21 protein-coding genes are annotated in these 20,284 nt (G+C 71.5%); 7 read left to right on the top strand and 14 right to left on the bottom strand.

Going from position 1 to position 20,284, the window contains the following annotated elements; genetic code table 11:
- The first annotated feature begins 112 nt into the window (after positions 1 to 112).
- Complete coding sequence (locus ACZ4UV_RS03650) at positions 113 to 967, top strand: hypothetical protein (RefSeq protein WP_390045245.1); 855 nt, start codon at positions 113 to 115, stop codon at positions 965 to 967.
- A 150-nt stretch (positions 968 to 1,117) separates the two neighbouring features.
- Complete coding sequence (locus ACZ4UV_RS03645) at positions 1,118 to 1,906, top strand: EI24 domain-containing protein (RefSeq protein ID WP_467835667.1); 789 nt, start codon at positions 1,118 to 1,120, stop codon at positions 1,904 to 1,906.
- Here ACZ4UV_RS03645 and ACZ4UV_RS03640 read toward each other — a convergent pair.
- The 3 genes from ACZ4UV_RS03640 to ACZ4UV_RS03630 all read right to left on the bottom strand — a co-directional run bounded on the left by ACZ4UV_RS03640 (position 1,896) and on the right by ACZ4UV_RS03630 (position 5,320).
- Positions 1,896 to 3,131: a pyroglutamyl-peptidase I gene (locus tag ACZ4UV_RS03640; RefSeq protein WP_467835665.1), complete on the bottom strand. Its 1,236-nt coding sequence runs from the start codon at positions 3,129 to 3,131 to the stop codon at positions 1,896 to 1,898. The two genes, ACZ4UV_RS03645 and ACZ4UV_RS03640, sit on opposite strands and share 11 nt — an antisense overlap.
- Positions 3,132 to 3,423: 292 nt before the next feature.
- Positions 3,424 to 4,398 carry an aldose epimerase family protein gene (locus ACZ4UV_RS03635; protein ID WP_451022702.1) on the bottom strand — a complete coding sequence of 325 codons (975 nt, stop codon included), beginning with the start codon at positions 4,396 to 4,398 and terminating at the stop codon, positions 3,424 to 3,426.
- 22 nt (positions 4,399 to 4,420) lie between these two features.
- Positions 4,421 to 5,320, bottom strand: coding sequence for an SGNH/GDSL hydrolase family protein (locus ACZ4UV_RS03630; RefSeq protein WP_467835663.1), 900 nt, complete (start codon positions 5,318 to 5,320; stop codon positions 4,421 to 4,423).
- Positions 5,321 to 5,573: 253 nt separating this feature from the next.
- Between ACZ4UV_RS03630 and ACZ4UV_RS03625 the strand changes: the two genes are divergently transcribed.
- Positions 5,574 to 6,068 (top strand): DUF3145 domain-containing protein, encoded by a 495-nt coding sequence (locus ACZ4UV_RS03625; protein WP_093503479.1) that lies wholly within the window; start codon positions 5,574 to 5,576, stop codon positions 6,066 to 6,068.
- A 114-nt stretch (positions 6,069 to 6,182) separates the two neighbouring features.
- Here the strand turns inward: ACZ4UV_RS03625 and fabF are convergent, their stop codons facing one another.
- The 5 genes from fabF to fasR all read right to left on the bottom strand — a co-directional run bounded on the left by fabF (position 6,183) and on the right by fasR (position 11,133).
- On the bottom strand, positions 6,183 to 7,445 hold the full coding sequence (fabF, locus tag ACZ4UV_RS03620) for a beta-ketoacyl-ACP synthase II (protein ID WP_451022776.1): 1,263 nt from the start codon (positions 7,443 to 7,445) through the stop codon (positions 6,183 to 6,185).
- A gap of 85 nt (positions 7,446 to 7,530) precedes the next feature.
- Positions 7,531 to 7,779 carry an acyl carrier protein gene (locus ACZ4UV_RS03615; protein ID WP_046425089.1) on the bottom strand — a complete coding sequence of 83 codons (249 nt, stop codon included), beginning with the start codon at positions 7,777 to 7,779 and terminating at the stop codon, positions 7,531 to 7,533.
- An 89-nt stretch (positions 7,780 to 7,868) separates the two neighbouring features.
- Entirely contained in the window at positions 7,869 to 8,900 is a 1,032-nt protein-coding gene (locus ACZ4UV_RS03610) for a ketoacyl-ACP synthase III (RefSeq protein WP_390045257.1), read from the bottom strand.
- Positions 8,901 to 8,917: 17 nt separating this feature from the next.
- Complete coding sequence (locus ACZ4UV_RS03605; RefSeq protein ID WP_467835662.1) at positions 8,918 to 9,838, bottom strand: ACP S-malonyltransferase; 921 nt, start codon at positions 9,836 to 9,838, stop codon at positions 8,918 to 8,920.
- 89 nt (positions 9,839 to 9,927) lie between these two features.
- Positions 9,928 to 11,133 (bottom strand): fatty acid biosynthesis transcriptional regulator FasR, encoded by a 1,206-nt coding sequence (fasR, locus tag ACZ4UV_RS03600; RefSeq protein WP_351500088.1) that lies wholly within the window; start codon positions 11,131 to 11,133, stop codon positions 9,928 to 9,930.
- A gap of 73 nt (positions 11,134 to 11,206) precedes the next feature.
- Between fasR and ACZ4UV_RS03595 the strand changes: the two genes are divergently transcribed.
- Entirely contained in the window at positions 11,207 to 11,860 is a 654-nt protein-coding gene (locus ACZ4UV_RS03595) for a pirin family protein (protein WP_467836527.1), read from the top strand.
- 341 nt (positions 11,861 to 12,201) lie between these two features.
- Here the strand turns inward: ACZ4UV_RS03595 and ACZ4UV_RS03590 are convergent, their stop codons facing one another.
- Positions 12,202 to 13,026: a serine hydrolase domain-containing protein gene (locus ACZ4UV_RS03590; RefSeq protein WP_451022536.1), complete on the bottom strand. Its 825-nt coding sequence runs from the start codon at positions 13,024 to 13,026 to the stop codon at positions 12,202 to 12,204.
- 19 nt (positions 13,027 to 13,045) lie between these two features.
- A complete protein-coding gene (locus ACZ4UV_RS03585) occupies positions 13,046 to 13,516 on the bottom strand; it encodes a GNAT family N-acetyltransferase (RefSeq protein WP_451022535.1) in 471 nt (156 codons plus the stop codon).
- Between the two features lie 96 nt (positions 13,517 to 13,612).
- Between ACZ4UV_RS03585 and ACZ4UV_RS03580 the strand changes: the two genes are divergently transcribed.
- Complete coding sequence (locus ACZ4UV_RS03580; RefSeq protein ID WP_467835660.1) at positions 13,613 to 14,080, top strand: MerR family transcriptional regulator; 468 nt, start codon at positions 13,613 to 13,615, stop codon at positions 14,078 to 14,080.
- A gap of 72 nt (positions 14,081 to 14,152) precedes the next feature.
- Here the strand turns inward: ACZ4UV_RS03580 and ACZ4UV_RS03575 are convergent, their stop codons facing one another.
- The 3 genes from ACZ4UV_RS03575 to ACZ4UV_RS03565 form a co-directional block, all read right to left on the bottom strand.
- A complete protein-coding gene (locus tag ACZ4UV_RS03575) occupies positions 14,153 to 15,004 on the bottom strand; it encodes a DUF4429 domain-containing protein (RefSeq protein ID WP_390045278.1) in 852 nt (283 codons plus the stop codon).
- Positions 15,005 to 15,071: 67 nt separating this feature from the next.
- Complete coding sequence (locus tag ACZ4UV_RS03570) at positions 15,072 to 16,289, bottom strand: alpha/beta hydrolase (protein WP_451022534.1); 1,218 nt, start codon at positions 16,287 to 16,289, stop codon at positions 15,072 to 15,074.
- Between the two features lie 103 nt (positions 16,290 to 16,392).
- A complete protein-coding gene (locus ACZ4UV_RS03565) occupies positions 16,393 to 17,019 on the bottom strand; it encodes a TetR family transcriptional regulator (protein ID WP_390045282.1) in 627 nt (208 codons plus the stop codon).
- 66 nt (positions 17,020 to 17,085) lie between these two features.
- Here ACZ4UV_RS03565 and ACZ4UV_RS03560 point away from each other — a divergent pair, with 66 nt between their 5' ends.
- Positions 17,086 to 18,705 (top strand): MFS transporter, encoded by a 1,620-nt coding sequence (locus tag ACZ4UV_RS03560; RefSeq protein WP_451022533.1) that lies wholly within the window; start codon positions 17,086 to 17,088, stop codon positions 18,703 to 18,705.
- A 222-nt stretch (positions 18,706 to 18,927) separates the two neighbouring features.
- Positions 18,928 to 19,257 carry a small hydrophobic protein gene (locus ACZ4UV_RS03555; protein WP_467835657.1) on the top strand — a complete coding sequence of 110 codons (330 nt, stop codon included), beginning with the start codon at positions 18,928 to 18,930 and terminating at the stop codon, positions 19,255 to 19,257.
- Positions 19,258 to 19,425: 168 nt separating this feature from the next.
- Here ACZ4UV_RS03555 and ACZ4UV_RS03550 read toward each other — a convergent pair whose 3' ends face one another.
- On the bottom strand, positions 19,426 to 20,241 hold the full coding sequence (locus tag ACZ4UV_RS03550; protein ID WP_451023417.1) for a potassium channel family protein: 816 nt from the start codon (positions 20,239 to 20,241) through the stop codon (positions 19,426 to 19,428).
- Positions 20,242 to 20,284 lie beyond the last annotated feature (43 nt).

Here is a 20,284-nt window from a genome sequence, read left to right as displayed (position 1 = left end):
CTACCCCTTCCTGCGATCGGTACGGCGAGATGTACCTGTTCGACTCAACCGGGGCATGCTGAGGGCGGACACACCGCGGACAGACCCCACAGCGGCGGGAGGGCCCCGGCCCATGGCGACGATTCCCTCACTTCCCGGCAGGGCGGACGTGCTGCGCATGGCCCGCAGCACCACCGACATCACCGGCCAGCTCCTGGACACCGCCCAGAACCTCACGAAGATCGCGATCAACACCCTGGACCCGCGCGAGGGCTCGGCCCCCGAACTGCTGCGCGTCCTGCGCCGTACGACCGCGGAGCTGGCCGAGGCCAGTGCCGCACCGGGGGCGCAGGAGGCCTTCTACCGCGTCGTGGAGACCCTCACCCGGCTCGGCACCAGCGGCGCCCCGCTGGCCGTGCACCCGGTGGCCGAACCGCTCCTGACGGCCCTCAGGGACAGCCTGCTGCCGATGCTGGACGCGGTGGAGCCGGCGGTGGAGGAGTTCGCGGCGGCGCTCCGTGAACTGACCGAGGCGCTGTCCCCGTTGCTGCCGGCGGCCGCGGGCGGGGCGGCCGGCGTCCTGCTGGCCCTCACCCCGCTGCTGCGCACCGCGGCCGAGGTCCTCCGCGACTCCGCCCCCGAACTCCACCGCATCGCCGACGCCGTCACCTCGGCCGTGGCCCCGCTGCTGCCCCTCCAGGCGGCCCTGGCCGAGCGTGCGACCGCCGCGGGCGCGGGCGTGGTCCGGGCCGCGCTGCCGCCGCTGGCGGACCTGACGGAGGCGGCGGCGAAGACGGCCAGGGCGGCCGGCCCGGCCCTGATCGCCGCCGAGGAACTCGCCGTGACCGGACTCGAACAGCTCCAGCCCCTCCTGCTGGCCGGTGCGGCCCGTGCGGGCCGGGTGGCCAGGGCGACGGCGGTACGGGTGTCGGCGGCGGCCAGCCCGGCGGCGGACCGGGGTCTGGTGGTGGCGGTGACGCCCGCGTAGGCGCTCCGCCGGGATGGCCGCACATGCGCCGTCGTTCGTCCGCGGCGCCGTCGTGGCCGGTCGCGCAGTTCCTCCCCCAGCCTTCGGCCGGGGGTACCCCCCCCAGCGCCCCGTAAGGGGCGCTGCAACGTCCCCGGTAAAGTTTTGGCCATGCGTGATCTCGGGGTGGGCTTCGGATATCTCCTCAAGGGCCAGCGGTGGGTCGGCCGGCACGGCAGGCAGTTCGGTTTCGGCCTGCTGCCCGGCCTGGTCACCCTCGTCCTCTACGCGGCGGCCCTGGTCGCCCTCGCGATATGGGGAGCGGACTTCGTCGCCTGGGCCACCCCGTTCGCCGACGACTGGTCCAGCCCCTGGCTCGGCCTCTTCCGCGGCTTCCTCACCGCAGTCCTGTTCGCCCTCGGCCTCCTCGGCGCCGTCCTCACCTTCACCGCGGTGACGCTGCTGGTCGGCCAGCCGTTCTACGAGAACCTCTCCGAGAAGGTCGACGCGGACGTCTCGCCCGACGGCACCGCGCCCGAGTCCGGGCTGCCGTTCTGGCGCGAACTGTGGATCTCGGCCCGGGACAGCCTGCGCATCCTGGTCCGGGCCGGCCTCTGGGGCGTCCTGCTCTTCGCCCTCGGCTTCCTGCCCTTCGTCGGCCAGACCGTCGTCCCGGTCATCGGCTTCTTCGTCACCGGTTTCTTCCTCACCGAGGAACTCACCGCCGTCGCCCTCCAGCGCCGGTGCGTCGACCTGCGCGCCCGGCTCACCCTGCTGCGCTCCCGCAGGACCCTGGTGTGGGGCTTCGGCACCCCGCTGGGCCTGGCCTTCCTGGTCCCGTTCGTCGCGGTGTTCCTGATGCCGGGCGCGGTCGCGGGCGCCACCCTCCTCGCCCGCGACCTGCTGGGCGAGGAGACGGCGGCGGAGGACGAGCGGGCGGACGAACCCGTCAGTTCCTGAGGCTCGCGTCCGCCGCCACGGTCACGATCGCCCGCACCTGGTCGATGATGTCCACCCGGTTCCGCACGAACTCCGGGTCGGTCACCTGTGTCGTGTTCCCGGCACCGAACTGCAGCACCGGCGTGTGCACATGGCCGCCGGGCAGCGTGTCGTGCAGCCCGAGCCGGTCGCGCAGCAGCGTGGCCCGGTAGGCGATCTCGTTGGACAGATAGTCCCCGCCGCCCCCGGCCCGCGCGGTGGACCCGGCGGTCGGCCCGTCCGGCCGGACGACGGGATCGCCGCCCCCGGCCGGGATCTCGGTCACCTCGGTGTGGTCGTAGACCGGGAACCGCCCCGTGTCCGCCGCCGTGATCGCCGCGTACGGGAGGGTGGTGGTCGTCCACTGCGGCTGCGAGGCCGGGTCGGTGACCGGCACGGTCCCGGTCCGGCCGATGTTCTCGTTGTCGGGGAACCCGCCCCGCCAGGCGCCGTTCGTCCGCTCCACGTCGAACCGCCCGACGCGCCCCTGGCTCACGGTCGTGAACAGGTCCACCTTCGGCAGGTACGGCCGGAGCGTCCGCTCGACGGTCCCGGCCGCGAAGTCGTCCCACCGCACCGGGAACACGGCCGTCTCCACCCGCGCCGGCCCCTCGTCGGTCTCGATCACGGTCCCGTCCAGGGCCAGCGCGCTCGCCCCGGACGGGTTGGAGATCCGGATGTCCCGGTCCAGCGTGAACGGGTCGAACCCGGTGACGAGGATCCGCCGCACGTCCTTGCCCGGGTACCGGATGCCGGTCTGCCCGCGCGAGGTCCGCTCCAGCAGGTCCAGCAGCGCGGCCCGCTGCCGCTCGCTCACCCCGAACCCGGGCTCCCAGGTGCGCACCTCCCGCGTCATCCCGAGCCGCGCCCAGTACAACGGCCGGTCGTCGTCCCGGCTCAGATCACCCCCGGCGGGCCCGCGCCCCTGGGCGCGGGCCACGGCCCGCCGCCACAGCGCCGACCCCTGCCGTTCCACGGCCTGCCGGGCCTGTGCGTAGGAGTGCGCGTTCTCCAGCGCACGGGCGAACCCGGGTGCCACGGCGTCGAACCCGGACCGCCGGAGTATCTCCTGCGGCACCGGCTGGTCGAGCCGTTGTTCCTCGACGGTGAGGGAGGGGGTGGTGGTCGCGTGCGCGGCGGTGGGGACGAGTGCCCCGGCCAGCAGCGCGATGCCGAGAATGCCGATCCGAACACGTGGGGAAGTCAAGGGAGTTGGCCTTCCGTCGCAGTGGGGTGCGTGGTGCCGATCGGGCGCAGTATCGCGTGTGGGCTGCGATGTGGTCTACACCATGGAGCGCCCCCACGAGCCCGTGGGCGTTTGTGAAGGGTTCGTACGAGAACGCGGCGCGGCGCCCGATGACCGGCCGTCGGCTCACAGCCGCGGCTAAGGTCGGAGCCGGGACGCGTCCCCCTTGAGCAGCCCCGGTCCGGGACCTGACCCCTGGACCGGGGCTTGCGTGTCGATGGACGGCGTCAGTGAGTGGCGTCGGCGGGTGGCGTCAGTCCCGCACCCCGAAGCCGTACACCGTCGCCGAGCGGTAGGTCCCGCCCGGGTCCAGCCGGGTGCTCGGGAAATCGGGGCGGTTGGGGGAGTCCGGGAAGTGCTGGGTCTCCAGGGCGACGCCGTCGCCGGGGGCGAAGGGGCCGGTCAGGTGCTCGGCGGTGTAGAGCTGGATGCCGGGTTCGGTGGTGGCGACGGTGAGGGTGCGGCCGGACACCGGGTCGTACAGCTCGCCGATCTCCACCGGGGTCTCCGTCACCCCCTTGTCCAGGACGAGGTTGTGGTCGTAGCCGGAGCCGACCTTGCGGGCGGTACGGAAGTCGAAACGGGAGCCAGAGACGTCCTCCGGCACTCCTGTCGGAATGAGATCCCCGTCCACGGGGGTGTAGCGCGAGGCCGCGATCCGCAGCTCGTGGCCGCCCGCGTTCCCGGAGCCCGCCAGGTTGAAGTAGCTGTGGTTGGTGAGGTTCACGACGGTCGGCGCGTCGGTGACCGCCTCGTAGGAGATGTGCAGCGCGCCCGACTCGTCCAGCGAGTACGTCACGGCGACCTTCAGCCGCCCCGGGAACCCCTCCTCCCCGTGCGGGCTCACCCGCGACAGCCGCACCCCGTGCTCGACGGCCGCCACCTCCCACACCCGCTTGTCGAAGCCGCGGGCGCCGCCGTGCAGGGAGTTGGGGGCGTTGTTGGGCTCCAGGGCGTAGGTCACGCCGTCCAGCGGGAAGCGGGCGTGCGCGATCCGGTTGGCGTACCGGCCGACCAGGGCGCCGAAGTAGGGCCCCGGGTTCTCCAGATACCCGTCGAGATCGGCGAACCCCAGCACCACGTCCGCCGTCCGCCCGTCCCGGTCCGGGACCTCGGCCGACTGCACGATCCCGCCGTACGACAGCACCCGCACCCGGGTCCCCGCGCGCTCCAGCGTCCAGCGGTGCACCTCGGTGCCGTCGGAAAGTGTGCCGAAAAGTTCGCTCATGGGGAAACCCTAAGCCAAGGGTCTAGTCCACCGGGTCCTTGGCGGTGATGGCCCGGTAGGCGATCGCGGCGAGCTTCGACTGGCCGTCGGTGCTCGGGTGGAACCAGTCCCAGTGACTCAGCTGGTCGGTCCCGAACCGGTACGCGTACACCGCCCCGCCGTCGAAACGGCACCGCCGGTCCTTGGCGCAGACGTCCGCCAGCACCTTGTTGTAGTCCTCGACCCGCTGCTGCACCCTGTCCCGGCGCACGGTCGCCACGCTGGTCAGGTTGTCCGCGTCGGACAGCATGGACGGGCAGATGCCCAGCTTCCACACCTGCTTGCCCAGCGGGTTGGTCCGCCCCTCCGACCACAGCCGCTTCAGGTTCGGCACGCTCGCCACGTACACCTGCGTCTTCGGCAGCGCCTTGTGGAGGGTGCCCAGCGCGTCCTCGAACTCGCTGCGGAAGTCCGTCACCGAGGTCATCGCCCGCACCGACGTACGACAGGCGTCGTTCGCCCCCACCATCACCGTCACCAACTGCGGCTTGCGTACCACCGCGTCGGCCATCTGCGCCGGCAGGTCGGCCATCCGGGCGCCGGTCTCCGCGTAGTTCCAGCTGTGGTCGGCCGCCTGCGCCCGCCCCAGCAGCCGTACCGCAAGACTGTCCACCCGGTCACTGGTGCCGGTCGCCCAGGACACCTCGGGGCAGTCCGAGAGGACCGTGCAGGCATCGAAACCGCGGGTGATGGAGTCGCCGACGGCCGCGATCGAGGCCGGGCTGCGGTCCCACACCTGCACGGCCCGCGAGGCCCGCGTCTTCTCGCTCTTCGTCGCGGCGGAGGAACCGCCCAGGACACCGCACCCGGCCACCCCCAACGCGGCGGTGACGGCGACGGTGCCTGTCAGGGCACGCGAACGCCGGCGTCGCTGCTTGCGCATACCCCGTCGGTCCTCTCCGTTTGCCCGATCGTCCCCCGTAATGACAACGCACGGGAGTTCCCGCCCCGCGCCCTGCAACGGACCACCCCCGTACAAGCGTCCCCCTGGGTGAATGGCGGGGGTTTCCTGGCCGCGGGACCGACGGTACGTCACACTCCTTGCGCCACCGCACGGTAGCCTCGCCATCAAGGCGGCCGTCGTGCCACTGCCGCCGGCCAGCCAGCAAGATGTCCCGCTCAGCCCGGAGGTTCCGGTGACGACACGTGGAGTTCTGTACGTGCACTCCGCGCCCCGCGCGCTGTGCCCGCACGTCGAGTGGGCCGTCGCCGGGGTGCTCGGCACGCGCGTCAACCTCGACTGGATCCGCCAGCCGGCCGCCCCCGGCACCTGGCGCTCCGAGTTCTCCTGGCAGGGCGAGGTCGGCACGGCCTCCAAACTCGCCTCCGCCCTCCGCGGCTGGCACCTGCTCCGCTTCGAGGTCACCGCCGAGCCCTGCGCGAAGGCCGAGGGCGAGCGCTACAGCTGCACCCCCGACCTCGGCATCTTCCACGCGGTCACCGGAATCCACGGCGACATCCTCATCCCCGAGGACCGCCTGCGGGCCGCCCTGACCCGCTCACAGCGCGGCGAGACGGCCCTGGAGGCGGAGATCGCCAAGCTGCTGGGCAAGCCGTGGGACGACGAACTGGAGCCCTTCCGCTACGCGGGCGAGGGCGCGCCGGTGAGGTGGCTCCACCAGGTGGTCTGAGCGCCGTGGCAGCTGCGCGACAAGCCCCCACCGGGCCGTCGGCCGACAACGAAACGCACTGTGGCCCGAACTCCACCTGGGGAGTCCGGGCCACAAGCCTTGGTGCGACGCTTCTCACACGGTCCGGAACGCCAGGACCACGTTGTGCCCGCCGAACCCGAACGAGTCGTTCAGCGCGGCGATCCTGCCCTCGGGCAGCTGCCGTGCCTCGCCCCGCACCACGTCCGCGTTGACCTCGGGGTCGAGGTCGTCGAGGTTGATGGTCGGCGGCGCCGTCCGGTTCACCAGCGCCAGGATCGACGCGACGGTCTCGATACCACCGGCACCACCGAGCAGGTGACCGGTCATCGACTTGGTCGCGGAGATCGCCATGTGGTCGACGTCGTCGCCGAACACCTTCCGCAGCGCCTTGATCTCGGCCACGTCACCCTGCGGCGTCGACGTCGCGTGAGCATTCACGTGCACGATCTCGGCCGGCTTCAGATCCGTGTTGTCGAGCAGGTTCTGCAGCGCCTGCGCGATCCCGTTGCCCGACGGCTCCGGCTGCGTGATGTGGTGCGCGTCGGCCGAGATGCCCTGGCCGACCGCCTCCGCGTAGATCCGCGCCCCGCGCGCCTTCGCGTGCTCCTCGGACTCGAGGACGATCACGCCCGCGCCCTCGCCGAGGACGAAGCCGTCACGGCCGGAGTCGTAGGGACGCGACGCGCCCTCGGGGTCGTCGTTGTTCTTGGACATCGCCATCATGTTGCCGAACGCGGCGATCGGCAGCGGGTGCACCGCGGCCTCCGTACCGCCGGCCACGACGACGTCCGCACGGCCGGTGCGGATCATCTCGATGGCGTACCCGATGGCCTCGGCGCCGGAGGCGCAGGCCGACACGGGCGTGTGCACACCGGCCCGCGCACCCAGCTCGATACCGACGTTGGCGGCCGGTGAGTTGGGCATCAGCATCGGCACGGTGTGCGGGGAGACACGGCGTACGCCCTTCTCCTTGAGCACGTCGTACTGGTCCAGCAGGGTCGTCACACCGCCGATGCCGGAGGCGATGACGGCGCCGACCCGGTCGGGGTTGGCGGACGCGTCCTCACCGGCCTTGGCGGTGAAACCGGCGTCCTTCCAGGCCTCCTTGGCGGCGATCAGCGCGAACTGCGCCGACCGGTCCAGCTTGCGGGCCTGGGGGCGGGGGATGATCTCGCCGGGCTCCACGGCAATCTGCGCCGCGATGCGGACGGGCAGCTCGGCCGCCCAGTCCTGCTCCAGGAGGCTGACGCCGGACTTGCCGGCGACCAGTGCCTCCCAGAACGAAGCTGCGTCGCCACCCAGCGGTGTGGTTGCGCCGATACCGGTGACGACCACGGTGCGATTGGTCGGGCTCACGGGAATTCTTTCTCCAACGGATACGGGATTCGACGGCGCCACCGCCGGGTGGCGGGGCATTGCAGCCGGAGGCTAGTTAACTGCCTCAGGCCTGGTGCTTGAGGATGTAGTCGGTCGCGTCGCCGACGGTCTTGAGGTTCTTGACGTCCTCGTCCGGGATCTTGACGTCGAAGCGCTCTTCGGCGGCGACGACGACCTCGACCATGGACAGCGAGTCGACGTCCAGGTCGTCGGTGAAGGACTTGTCCAGCTGGACGTCCTCAACCGGGATGCCGGCGATCTCGTTCACGATCTCGGCGAGACCTTCGACGATCTCTTCCTGAGTGGCGGCCATGTCAGGCGCTCCTTCTTAGATGTTCCAGACGGTTGCTGCGGTACTGCGGACGGCGACCCGTACCGGATGCATGATCCGGCACGGAGTGCCTAGGGGAGGGTAACGACAGTGGCGGCGTAGACGAGACCCGCCCCGAACCCGATGACGAGTGCGGTGTCGCCGCTCTTCGCCTCGCCGGTCGCCAGGAGCCGCTCCATGGCGAGCGGGATCGAGGCGGCCGAGGTGTTGCCGGTGGTGCGGATGTCACGGGCGACCGTGACGTGCTCCGGCAGCTTGAGAGTCTTCACCATCGAGTCGATGATCCGCACATTGGCCTGGTGCGGGATGAAGACGTCCAGGTCGTCCGCGCTGATCCCGGCCGCGTCCAGCGCCTGCTGGGCGACCTTCGCCATCTCGAACACGGCCCAGCGGAACACCGCCTGGCCCTCCTGCGTGATCGCGGGGAACTTGATGTTGCCCTGGCTGTCCACCGGCAGCCCGGACCTGTCACCGAAGTGGAAACGGTCCCAGGGGATGGTCTGCTTGATGGTCTCCGACTTGTCGCCCTCGGAGCCCCAGACCGTCGGGCCGATCGCCGGCTCCTTGGAGGGGCCGACCACGACCGCGCCCGCGCCGTCGCCGAACAGGAAGGCGGTGGCCCGGTCCTCGAGGTCGGTGAGGTCGCTGAGCCGCTCCACGCCGATGACGAGCACGTACTCGGCGGAGCCTTCCACGATCATGCCCTTGGCGAGGGTGAGGCCGTAGCCGAAGCCCGCGCAGCCGGCCGAGATGTCGAAGGCGGCGGCCTTGTCCGTGCCGAGCTTGTCGGCGATCTCGGTGGCGACGGCCGGGGTCTGGCTGAAGTGCGAGACGGTCGAGACGATCACGGCGCCGATCTGCTCGGCGGAGATGCCCGCGTCGGCGATCGCCTTGCCGGAGGCCTCGATGGACATCGCGGCGACGGTCTCGTCCGGGCCCGCCCAGTGCCGGGTCTCGATGCCGGAGCGCGACCGGATCCATTCGTCGGACGAGTCGATCGTCTCCAGGATCACCTCGTTGGGCACCACACGGATCGGGCGGTAACCGCCGACGCCGAGGATGCGCGCGTAAGGAGCACCCTTGCTGGGATTGATCTTCGACATCGCTGTGCGCTCCTAGTTCAGCTGTGCTCGGCGATGAGCTCGCGGGCCGCGTCGAGGTCGTCGGGGGTCTTCAGCGCCAGCGTCTTCACGCCGGGCAGGGCGCGCTTGGCCAGGCCGGTCAGGGTGCCGCCGGGGCACACCTCCAGGAGGGCGGTGACGCCGAGCTCCTTGAAGGTCTCCATGCACAGGTCCCAGCGGACCGGGTTGGCGACCTGGCCGACGAGGCGCTCCACGATCTCGGCGCCGGACGCGACGGCCTGCCCGTCCTTGTTGGAGACGTAGGTGAACTTCGGGTCGAGCGGCGTGAGTTCCCTGGCGGCCTCCGCCAGCTTCTCGACCGCGGGGCCCATGTGGTGCGTGTGGAAGGCACCGGCGACCTTGAGGGCGACGACCTTGCGGACACCCTCGGGCTTGTCCTCGTTCAGCGCGGCGAGCTGCTCCAGGGTGCCGGCAGCGACGATCTGTCCCGCGCCGTTGATGTTCGCCGGGGTCAGACCGAGCTTCTCCAGGTGCGCGACGGAGACCTCCGGGTCGCCGCCGAGCAGCGCCGACATGCCGGTCTCGGTGATCGCGGCGGCCTCGGCCATCGCCAGGCCACGCCTGCGGACGAGGCTCAGCGCGGCGGTGTCGTCCAGGACGCCCGCGAAGGCGGCGGCGGTGATCTCGCCGACGCTGTGCCCGGCGACCGCACCAGGGGCGACGTTCGCGATGTCACCGAGTGCCGCGCCGGACAGGATCCCGGCGGCGACGAGCAGCGGCTGGGCGATCGCGGTGTCCCGGATCTCGTCCGCGTCGGCGTGCGTGCCGTAGTGCACGAGGTCGAGACCGATGGCGTCCGACCAGGCACGCAGACGGTCCTCGACACCGGGAAGGTCGAGCCAGGGGGTCAGGAAGCCAGGGGTCTGGGCGCCCTGGCCGGGAGCGACGAGTACGAGCACTCTCACACTCTCTCTTGGGGACGGCCACGGCCGCCCGTGGGGACAGGGACGAAGAACACGAGGGGGTTTTGTGGGCCCCCGACAAAATCCTATGACTGGGGATCTCCATCGACCAGACGCCCCAGGATCAGCGCGATCCGCAGTGTGAACGCGGATCGTACATCGGAAGGTGACCATCCGGTGACGTCAGTCACACGTCGGAGCCGGTAGCGCACGGTGTTCGGGTGAACGAAGAGCATCCGGGCCGCACCCTCCAGGCTGCTCGCCTGTTCCAGATAGACGCTCAGCGTTTCCAGCAGCGCCGAACCGGCTTCTTCCAGCGGTCTGTAGATCTCCTCCACCAACTGCTCGCGCGCACTCGGATCGCCCGCGATGGCGCGCTCCGGGAGGAGATCGTCCGCCAGCACCGGCCGCGGCGCGTCCTGCCAGGCGGAACAGGCCTTGAGCCCGGCGGCGGCGGCCTGCGCGGACCGGGTGGCCGCCAGCAGGTCCGGCACCACCGGCCCCGCGACGACCGGTCCCGCCGCGTACGGCCCGATCAGCGACTTGGCCACGGCCAGCGGATTGTCGTTGCCGCCCGCGATGACGACGAGGCGGTCCCCGAGCACCCCCGTCAGCACCTGCAGTTTGGCGTGCCGGGAGGCCCGCCGGATCGCCTCGACGGTCAGCTCGCTGTCCCCGTCGGGCGCGGTCCCGAGCACGACGCACACATGGTCGGGCGAGTTCCACCCGAGCGCCGCGGCCCTGCTCACCGCCCCCTCGTCGGCCTCTCCGCTCAGCACGGCGTTGACCACCAGCGACTCCAGCCGCGCGTCCCAGGCACCGCGTGCCTCGGCGGCCTGGGCGTACACCTGGGCGGTGGCGAAGGCGATCTCACGGGCGTACACCAGCAGCGCCTCCCGCAGCACGCTCTCGTCGCCCGGCGCCGCGACCTCGTCGATCGCGCTCTCCATCACCTCGATGGTGGTCCGCACCATCTCCACGGTCTGCCGCAGCGTGATCGCCCGGGTCAGCTCCCGCGGCGCGGTCCCGAACACGTCCGTCGAGATCGCCTGCGGGGCGTCCGGGTGCCGGAACCACTCGGTGAAGGCCGCGATACCCGCCTGGGCGACGAGCCCGATCCAGGAGCGGTTCTCCGGAGGCATGGCCCGGTACCACGGCAGGGTCTCGTCCATGCGTGCGATGGCCTGGGCGGCGAGGCTGCCGGACGACTTCTCCAGCCGCTTCAGGGTCGCGGAGTGCGGGTGGACCGGACGAGCCGAGGGGTCGGACTTGCGCATTACGGGTTCGGGCACGGGGACAAGACTGCCTTATCCGGACGGGAGCCTGCGCCGCCGGGTGCCGACTGCGGTCTACCGTGGTGCTGTGATGGACGTCAGGCGCGCGGCGCAGCGCTATCCGGGAGGCGACCCGGCGACCGGCATCGAGTCGTCGCACGCCTTCTCCTTCGGCCCGCACTACGACCCCGACAACCTGCGCTTCGGGGCGGTCATCGCCTGCAACGAGGAGCGCCTGGCACCGGGCGCCGGCTTCGGCGAGCATCCGCACAGCCACACCGAGATCGTGACGTGGGTGGTCGAGGGCGAGCTCACGCACCGCGACTCGGCGGGCCACGAGACGGTGGTCCGGCACGGGGACGTCCAGCGCCTCAGCTCGGCGGGGGGCGTCCGTCACGTGGAGCGCAACGACGGGCCGCTGCCCCTGACCTTCGTCCAGATGTGGCTGGCCCCGGTGCGGCCCGGCGGTGAGCCCTCCTACGACGTCGTCCGCGGCATCGCCGACTCCACCCCGTACGCGGTCCCCGAGGCCGGCGCGATGCTCCACGTCCGCCGACTCGGCACGGGGGAGCGGACGGCGGTGCCGGACGGGGCGTACGTGTATGTGCACGTGGTGCGGGGGGATGTACGGCTGGGGGACGAGGAGTTGGGGCCGGGGGATTCGGTTCGGGTCACCGGCGCGAAGGACTTGGAGGCGTCGGGGATCACGGACGCGGAGCTGTTGCTGTGGGAAATGGCGGGGTAGCGACGGTCGTTGTCCGGCTGCGGCCGGGTGGGGGCTGATCGCGCAGTTCCTCCCCCAGCCTTCGGCCGGGGGTACCCCCAGCGCCCCTTATGGGGCGCTGCCCAGCCGCGTCCCACATAGCCGCGCGGCCGTGTCGGCTACCTAGCCGCGGGCGGCCGTGTCGGCTACTCAGCCGCGGGCGGCCGTGTCGGCTACTCAGCCGCGCGTGGCCGTGTCGGCTACTCAGTTGCGGGCGGCCGTGGCAGATACCCAGCTGCGGGCAGGCGTGCCGCAGGGCGGCACGGGTGGGCGCAGCGGCACCCTGCAAGCGCCGGTAAGCGACCCCCCCGCCCCCGCCGGCCTCAGCCTCGCAGCTCCGCCAGCACCGCGTCCGTGAACGCCGGCCACGCCTCGATCGCCCATGGGCCGAACGCCCTGTCCGTCAGCGCGACGCATGCCAACCCCACCTCAGGGTCCACCCACAGGAACGTGCCCGCCTGCCCGAAGTGCCCGAACGTCCGCGGCGAGGACGAAGCCCCCGTCCAGTGCGGCGACTTGGAGTCGCGGATCTCGTAGCCCAGCCCCCAGTCGTTCGGGTTCTGGTGTCCGTACCCCGGCAGCACGCCCTTCGTCCCCGGGTACTGCACCCTCAGCGTCGCCTCCGCCACCGTCCGCGGGTCCAGCAGCCGCGGCGCCTGCAGCTCGGCCGCGAAGCGGAGCAGGTCCGACACGGACGACACGCCGTCCTTCGCCGGGGAGCCCTCCAGCGACGTCGACGTCATGCCCAGCGGCTCCAGCACCGCCTGCCGCAGGTACTCCGCGAACGGCATCTCCGTCGCCTTGGCGACATGCTCCCCGAGCACCTCGAACCCCGCGTTCGAGTACAGCCGCCGCTCCCCGGGCGGCGCCATGACCCGGTGCTCGTCGAAGGCCAGCCCCGAGGTGTGCGCGAGCAGGTGCCGTACCGTCGCCCCCTCCGGCCCCGCCGGCTCGTCGAGCTCGACCGCCCCCTCCTCGTACGCGACGAGCACCGCGTACGCCGCCAGCGGCTTGGTGACGGAGGCCAGCGGGAAGCGGTGTCCGACCGGCCCGTGGGTCCCGGGGACCGTCCCGTCGGCGCGTACGACACCCGCCGCGGCGGTGGGGACGGGCCAGTTCTCGATCGACGCGAGGCTGTTCAAGGACATGCCCACGACCCTAAGCGGCTCAGAGCCGCAGCATCATCGTGGGGTCCGGCTTGTGGACGAAGCCCAGAGCGGCGTAGAGCGGCTCGGCCTCCGCGGACGCGGTCAGCATGACCTGCCCCGCACCCCGCTCACGGAACCAGGCCAGCAGCTCCTCCATGCACGCGCGCGCGTACCCGCGCCGGCGGGCGTCCGGGTCGGTCGCCACGCTGAACACGTACCCGGAGCGGCCGTGCGGGCTGCCCGCCTTGCCGATCCGGTAGTCGACGGTCCCGGCGACCAGCGCCGCAAGCGCCCCCGGCCGGTCCGGATGGTCGACGACGAACGCGGCGAAGTCCCCGTCCGGCTCGCCCAGTCTCTCCGCCAGCGCCGGCCGCGCCTGGGCATGCCATCCTGTGGAGCTGTCCCCGCCGGGCAGCGCGTCGATCATCACCTGGCGCAGACGCAGCACTTCCGCGGCGTCCCCGGCCGTGGCACGGCGTACGAGACTCATGCCCGCACGCTAGTCACCGTCCGGCCCGCCCGTCGCGCGTATTTCTTACCGGGTTCCGCTTGCTTCGAGTGCACTCCAAGGCCATAGCGTGGGCGCATGACGGTGATGCAGACCACGACCGCGGCCCCCACCCAGCAGCCCGACCGAGCGCCCGCCGACATCTGTTCCGCCCCGCCCCGCCGGCATCCGCGCCCCGAGGGCCAGGACCGCTACACGATCAGCGAGGTCGTCGCCTTCACCGGACTGACCGCCCACACCCTGCGCTGGTACGAGCGGATCGGCCTGATGTCCAGCATCGACCGCTCCCACACCGGCCAGCGCCGCTACAGCAACCGCGACCTGGACTGGCTCGACTTCGTGACCAAGCTCCGCCTGACCGGCATGCCGGTGGCCGACATGGTCCGTTACGCGGAACTGGTGAGGGAGGGCGAGACGACCTACGCCGAGCGCCGAGAACTGCTGGAGCAGACGAGAAGGGACGTCGTGGCCCGCATCGCCGAGCTCCACGACACCTTGTCGGTCCTGGACCGGAAGATCAGCTTCTACGAAACCGGCGGCAACTGAAAAGCGCCCCCTTGGGGGGCGCGGGGAACTGCGCGACCAGCCCCTACCGGCCGGCAGCCGAACAACCGCTCCTCACAACTCCGCCAGCAACTCCGCCTTCTTCGCGGCGAACTCCTCATCGGTCACCAGCCCTGCCTGATGCAGCTCCACCAGATGCCGGATCCGCTCCGCGATGTCCGCGGGATCCCGCCGCCCCGCCGGCACCGGCACCGCCGCGGCCCCCTTGGCCCGCAGGGCCTCCAGCACCGCCGCGGCGAACGGCAACGACTCGTGCACCGGGCCGTATCCCAGCCCGAACACCACGGTCGCCGGATCCTGGTCGGCCGGGACCGTCGGCGCCGCCCCCGCGAGGTCCCGCCGCAGCAGTCGCAGGTGCCCCTCGAAGACCTCGGGCGACCGCCACTCCACACCCCCGAGGTCGGCGACGGCGAAGCTCTGGTCGCCGGCCTTCCACTTCGCCGTGGACGCGCCCGTCCACGACCACCGGAAGTGCACGGCCCTGCCGTCGAAGCTCGCCTTCCCGTCGTACGCCTTGAACTGCCGGGGCCCCTCGGGCGCGGCGACCAGGAACCGTTCCGCCGGTCCCGACGCGGTGAGCAGCGGTCGCAGTTCGTCGGCGTAGTACTCGGCGAGGGTCGCCCGCTCCGCCGGGACCACCAGGCGGTACGGGTCGCTGCCGTCCTTCAGCTGTCCGGCCGCCGCCTCCAGCAGGGGGTCGGCACCGGGGCGCGGCTCGGCCTTCAGTACGACCGTGCCCCGCTTCCCGGGCGTGAGCGTCACGCCCTCCAGCGCGGCCAGCGGCACCCGGCGTTCACCCAGGCTCTGGAACAGCTTGGGTGTTCGAATCCCCCGTTCGTAGCGGATGAGCACGGAGTCGGACTCGAACTCCCAGGCAGCATGAAATCCGGCCAGTACGTCACCCATGCGGCTCATCGTATGCGGCACGTGCTTCCCAGTCCCATCCCCGCGCATACCGCACTTCCTGCTGTCTCTACGCGCGTCCGGCCATCAACGTGCCGGACAAACCCGCCCGGCACCCGTCATCGTCGTGGGCGCAGGTCACCGCGCCGTATGCGCCGACCCCGACGTCCGCGAGGTTGCGCAGGCTGTCCGTGCCCGGCTCGAAGTAGCCGGCGTGTCCCTTCGCGTCGTGCGCCGACAGCACCCGGGCGCCGAAGGAGGAGGAGACGGGGTCGGCGCCGTGGCCGAGTCCGCCGAGCTCCAGGTAGGGGACGTCCTGGATCCAGTCGGAGGCGTCCCGCATCGCCCACACCCGGGCCGAGGTGCCCAGGTGGGAGGCGTTCTCGACGCGCATCCCGGGGCTCGCGGCCACCGCTATGTCGGCCACCCGGTCCGGCATGGCGTGCGCGGCGACCCCGCAGACCACCGAGCCGTAGCTGTGGCAGAACATCGACACCGGCGCGTCCCCGGGCAGCGCGCGCAGCAGCGCGTTGAGGCGTACGGCACCCTGCTCGGCGGCCGTCCCGGTCGCCGCACCCACGCCGAGGCCGTCGGGTGCGGTGTAGTCGGCCCAGGCGATCACCGCCGTACGGGTCGAGGGGCTCGCCGTGCGCTCCGCCCGGTACAGCGCCCTGGACATGCCGACCGGCGCGGTGTACTGCCGGTTCGTCTTCTGGAAGGTGAGCAGGTCGGTATCGACGCCGGGGACGACGACGGAGATCCGCTCGGCCTTCGTGAGGTCGCCGAACACCTCCGCGACCCGGCCGCTGCCGTCCGGGTCGAAGGCGAGGATCTGCCGGCCCTTCGTCATCAGCGCCTCGTAGCGGTGCATACGACGGCCGGCGTCCTGGTGGCCGGCCGCGCTGAGCCGTGGGTCGTGCATACGTTTCTTCTCGACGGCGCGCTGCTGGTCGAGGGCGATGTCGTTGGCGCGGTAGCGCAGTTCGACCGGGGCGCCGTTCATGTTGCCCACGGCGAGCGGGTAACGGTGCACGAGCCGGTCGCGCTCCTGCGCGGTGAGCGACGCGAAGAACCGGGTGAGCAGCGCGGGCGACGCCTCCGGGTCCGGCAGGCGCAGGCCGTGGACACTGCCGTGCTCCCACTTGGCGAGGGAAGCCTGCAGGGCGGTGGTCTCACGGTGCGCGCGCAGGGCGGTCCAGCCGGTGGTCGCGAGCATCACGAACACGACGGCCAGGGCAAGCAGTGCGCGCCAGACGTTGAGGGGCGGGGAGGTGTCGAAGGAAGTCACTGGGAGGACACACTAGGAGAACGAAGGGGTCTCGCGGTAACTGAGTGACAGTTATCACGTTTCGGCAAACGTGAGGCCTGTCTCAGGGCCGTGTGAAAAGGCGTCAGACCTCGCGCCAGTTCCCGGTGAGGGCCGGTCCCACCTGATCGAGGTACGACGCGGTGAGTTCGCGGATCGCCGTGACGCTGAAGTCGTCGCCGACCGACCAGTGCCGCTCGGTGACCCGGATGACCGCGCCGAACACGGCGACCACGAGCCGGGGCCGGGGGTCGGTGTCCGGGTCGACGCCCTCCCGCTCGGCGACGATCCGCGCGATCTCCTCCTCCGTCTCCGACTGGCGCCGCAGCCGGGCGGCGAACAGGGCCGGGGTCGCCTCGATCATCTTGTACGTGCGCAGGAACAGCTCGACCGGGACGTACCGCTCGATGGCCTCCTCGATGGTGTCCCAGCTGTCCATGACCGACCGGCGCAGCACCTCCAGCGGGGGCTCTCCGGGCGGGCGGCGGCGCACCGCCTCCACGTAGTGCTCCTCGGTGAGCCGCGGCACGAAGAAGGCCACGTCCTCCTTGCTGGCGAAGTAGCGGAAGAAGGTGCGCTGCGAGACGTCGACGGACGCCGCGATCTCGTCGACGGTGGTGTGCTCGTAGCCCTGGGTCACGAACAGTTCGAGTGCGGACCGCAGCAGCATGTCCCGGGTGCGCTGTTTCTTGCGTTCGCGCAGCGTTTCCATGCCTGACAGTTACTGACTAGTGAATTTGTTTGTCAACTGTCAGCGGCTGTCACTAGCCTCGAACGCATGACTAGTCAGACCACGATCGACACGACGGGGTCGGGGGACAAGGCGCCAGCAGCCCTGCCGGAACAGCCGCCGGCCTCCGGCCTGCGCGGCCACCCCTGGTTCACCCTGATCACCGTCGCCGTCGGGGTCATGATGGTCGCCCTCGACGGCACCATCGTGGCCATCGCCAACCCCGCGATCCAGAAGGACCTCGGCGCCACCTTCGCCCAGGTCCAGTGGATCACCAACGGATACTTCCTCGCCCTCGCGGTCTCCCTGATCACCGCGGGCAAGCTCGGCGACCGCTTCGGCCACCGGCAGACGTTCCTGATCGGCGTCGTCGGCTTCGCCGCGGCCTCCGGGGCCATCGGCCTGTCCGACAGCATCGGCCTGGTCGTCACCTTCCGCGTCTTCCAGGGCCTGTTCGGCGCGCTGCTGATGCCGGCCGCGCTCGGCCTCCTGCGGGCCACCTTCCCGGCCGAGAAGCTCAACATGGCGATCGGCATCTGGGGCATGGTCATCGGCGCCTCCACCGCGGGCGGCCCGATCCTCGGCGGTGTGCTGGTCCAGCACGTCAGCTGGCAGTCGGTGTTCTTCATCAACGTGCCGGTCGGTGCGATCGCCCTGGTCCTCGGCGTGGTGATGCTGCTCGACCACCGCGCGGAGAACGCGCCGCGCTCCTTCGACCTGCTCGGCATCGGCCTGCTCTCCGGTGCCATGTTCTGCCTGGTCTGGGCGCTCATCAAGGCACCGAGCTGGGGCTGGGGCGACGGCAAGACCTGGGCGTTCATCGCCGCGTCGGTGCTGGGCTTCGCCCTCTTCTCCTTCTGGGAGACGAGGGTGAAGGAGCCGCTCATCCCGCTGGGCCTGTTCCGCTCGGTCCCGCTCTCCGCGGGCGTCGTGCTCATGGTCCTGATGGCCATCGCCTTCATGGGCGGCCTGTTCTTCGTGACGTTCTACCTCCAGAACGTGCACGGCATGGACCCGGTCGACGCAGGCCTCCACCTCCTCCCGCTCACCGGCATGATGATCGTCGGCTCCCCGCTGGCCGGCGCCGCGATCACCAAGCTCGGCCCGCGCATCCCGCTGGCCGGTGGCATGGCGGCCACCGCGATCGCCATGTACGGCATGTCCACGCTGAAGGCGGACACCGGCAGCGCGCTCATGTCCCTCTGGTTCGCCCTGCTCGGCCTCGGCCTCGCGCCGGTCATGGTCGGCGCCACCGAGGTCATCGTCGGCAACGCGCCGATGGAGCTGTCCGGCGTGGCCGGCGGTCTCCAGCAGGCCGCGATGCAGATCGGCGGCAGCCTCGGTACGGCCGTCCTCGGCGCCGTGATGGCCTCCAAGGTCGACGGCGACCTGCCGGGCAACTGGGCCGACGCGGGGCTGCCGAAGCTGACCGACGCGCAGCTGGCGCAGGCCTCGGAAGCCGTCCAGGTCGGTGTCGCGCCGGTGGCCGAGGGCACGCCGGCGGAGATCGCCGCGAAGATCACCGGCGTCGCCCACGACACGTTCATCTCCGGCATGAGCCTCGCCTCGCTCGTCGCGGCGGGGGTGGCGGCGGTCGCGATCGTGGTCGCGCTGTTCACCAAGCGCGGCGAGAACGCGGGTGCTGACGCGGGCGTGGGCCACATCTGAGGCATCTCCAGGCGGAGTTCACCTATCAGGGTGACTCCGCTAAAGATTCCTCGCCCTCGGCACGCGCCGCAGGTCACAGTGGGTCAAGTCCTCCGCAGGGCATGGGGGGACAGCCGGGCCGCGGCGCGCTGCCGGAGGGGGGCAGCGCGCGGGCAGGTCTGCGGACGCGGAACAGGGGTACCCGATCGTCAACCCGAACAGGTCACGGAGACCGAGGAGTTGATGATGGCGAGCTTCGGGCAACGAACACGCGGGTACCCCCGTTCACGTGGCGCCGCAGGCCCACGATGGGGGTCCCCCCGCTCGAGCGCAGCCGAGAGTGGGGGAGGGCTGGACCGCGACACGCTGGGAATCATCGGCACGATCTGCGCCGTCGCCGGCTTCTTCACGCTGGGGATCGTGCTGGGGCCTGCGGCGCTGGTGTGCGGCTGGCTCTCCATGGGCCGGTCGTGGAACCCGAAGAGTTCCATACCGGCGCTGGTGGCAGTGGTACTGGGAGCGATCGACACGCTGCTGGCGCTGCTGTGGCTGGGTGGCGTATCACCGCTGTAGCCCGCGCCCCGGTGGGGGTTGCTCGCGCAGTTCCTCCCCCAGCCTTCGGCCGGGGGTACCCCCAGCGCCCCTTACGGGGCGCTCCCCAGCCGCATCCGTCTTCCCAGCTGCGGGCAGTCGTGCCGCTGGGGCGGCGCCCACCCACGAAGCGGTACCCGTGCAAGCGTCTCAGCTGCGGGCAGTCGTGCCTCCCCCAGTGCCCGAAAGGCCTGGGGGGACCCCCAGGCGGCACGGGTGGGCGCAGCGGCACCCGGCCGGCGCCGGTGAGCGCAACGCCGTCACCTCAGCCCTGAGCGCCCGTACCTCCTCCGTCAGCAGAGCGATCGCCTCCGTCTGCCGGCGCTCCTCCACGTCGTCCTTCTCGAAGCGCGCGATGAACCAGGTGGCGATGTTCGCCGTCACCACACCCAGCAGGGCGATCCCGGAGAGCATGAGGCCCACCGCGATCATCCGGCCCAGCCCCGTCGTCGGCGCGTGGTCCCCGTACCCCACCGTCGTCATCGTCGTGAACGACCACCACAGCGCGTCACCCAGCGTCCGGATGTTCCCGTTCGGCGAGTCGCGTTCCACCGACAGGACGGCCAGCGAGCCGAACATGAGCAGGCCGACGACCGCGCCGACGACATACGTCGTCAGCCGGATCTGGGAGGCCATCCGCGCCCGTCGCCCGACCAGCATCAGCGTCGCGACGAGCCGGAGCAGCCGCAGCGGCTGGAGCAACGGCAGCACCACCGCGCACAGGTCTATCCAGTGCGTCCGCACGAACTCCCGGCGCCGGGGCGCCAGGGCCAGCCGTACCAGGTAGTCCAGGGCGAAGGAGCCCCACACCACCCACTCCGCGACCGTGCACGCGGACGTCAGGACGTGCCCCGCGGAACTGTCCACGATCGGCAGCGCATAGGCGATGGCGAAGACCACCGCGAGCGCCAGCAACGGCCGTTGAGTGACCTGCTCCCAACGGGCCTGCGCCGACTGTCGTTCCATGGGGGCATCGTAGGCAACTCCCGCGCCCCGAAGGGGGCGCTGG

Source organism: Streptomyces sp. NPDC028289 (assembly GCF_055565975.1).
This window is presented reverse-complemented; position numbering and strand designations above follow the sequence as displayed.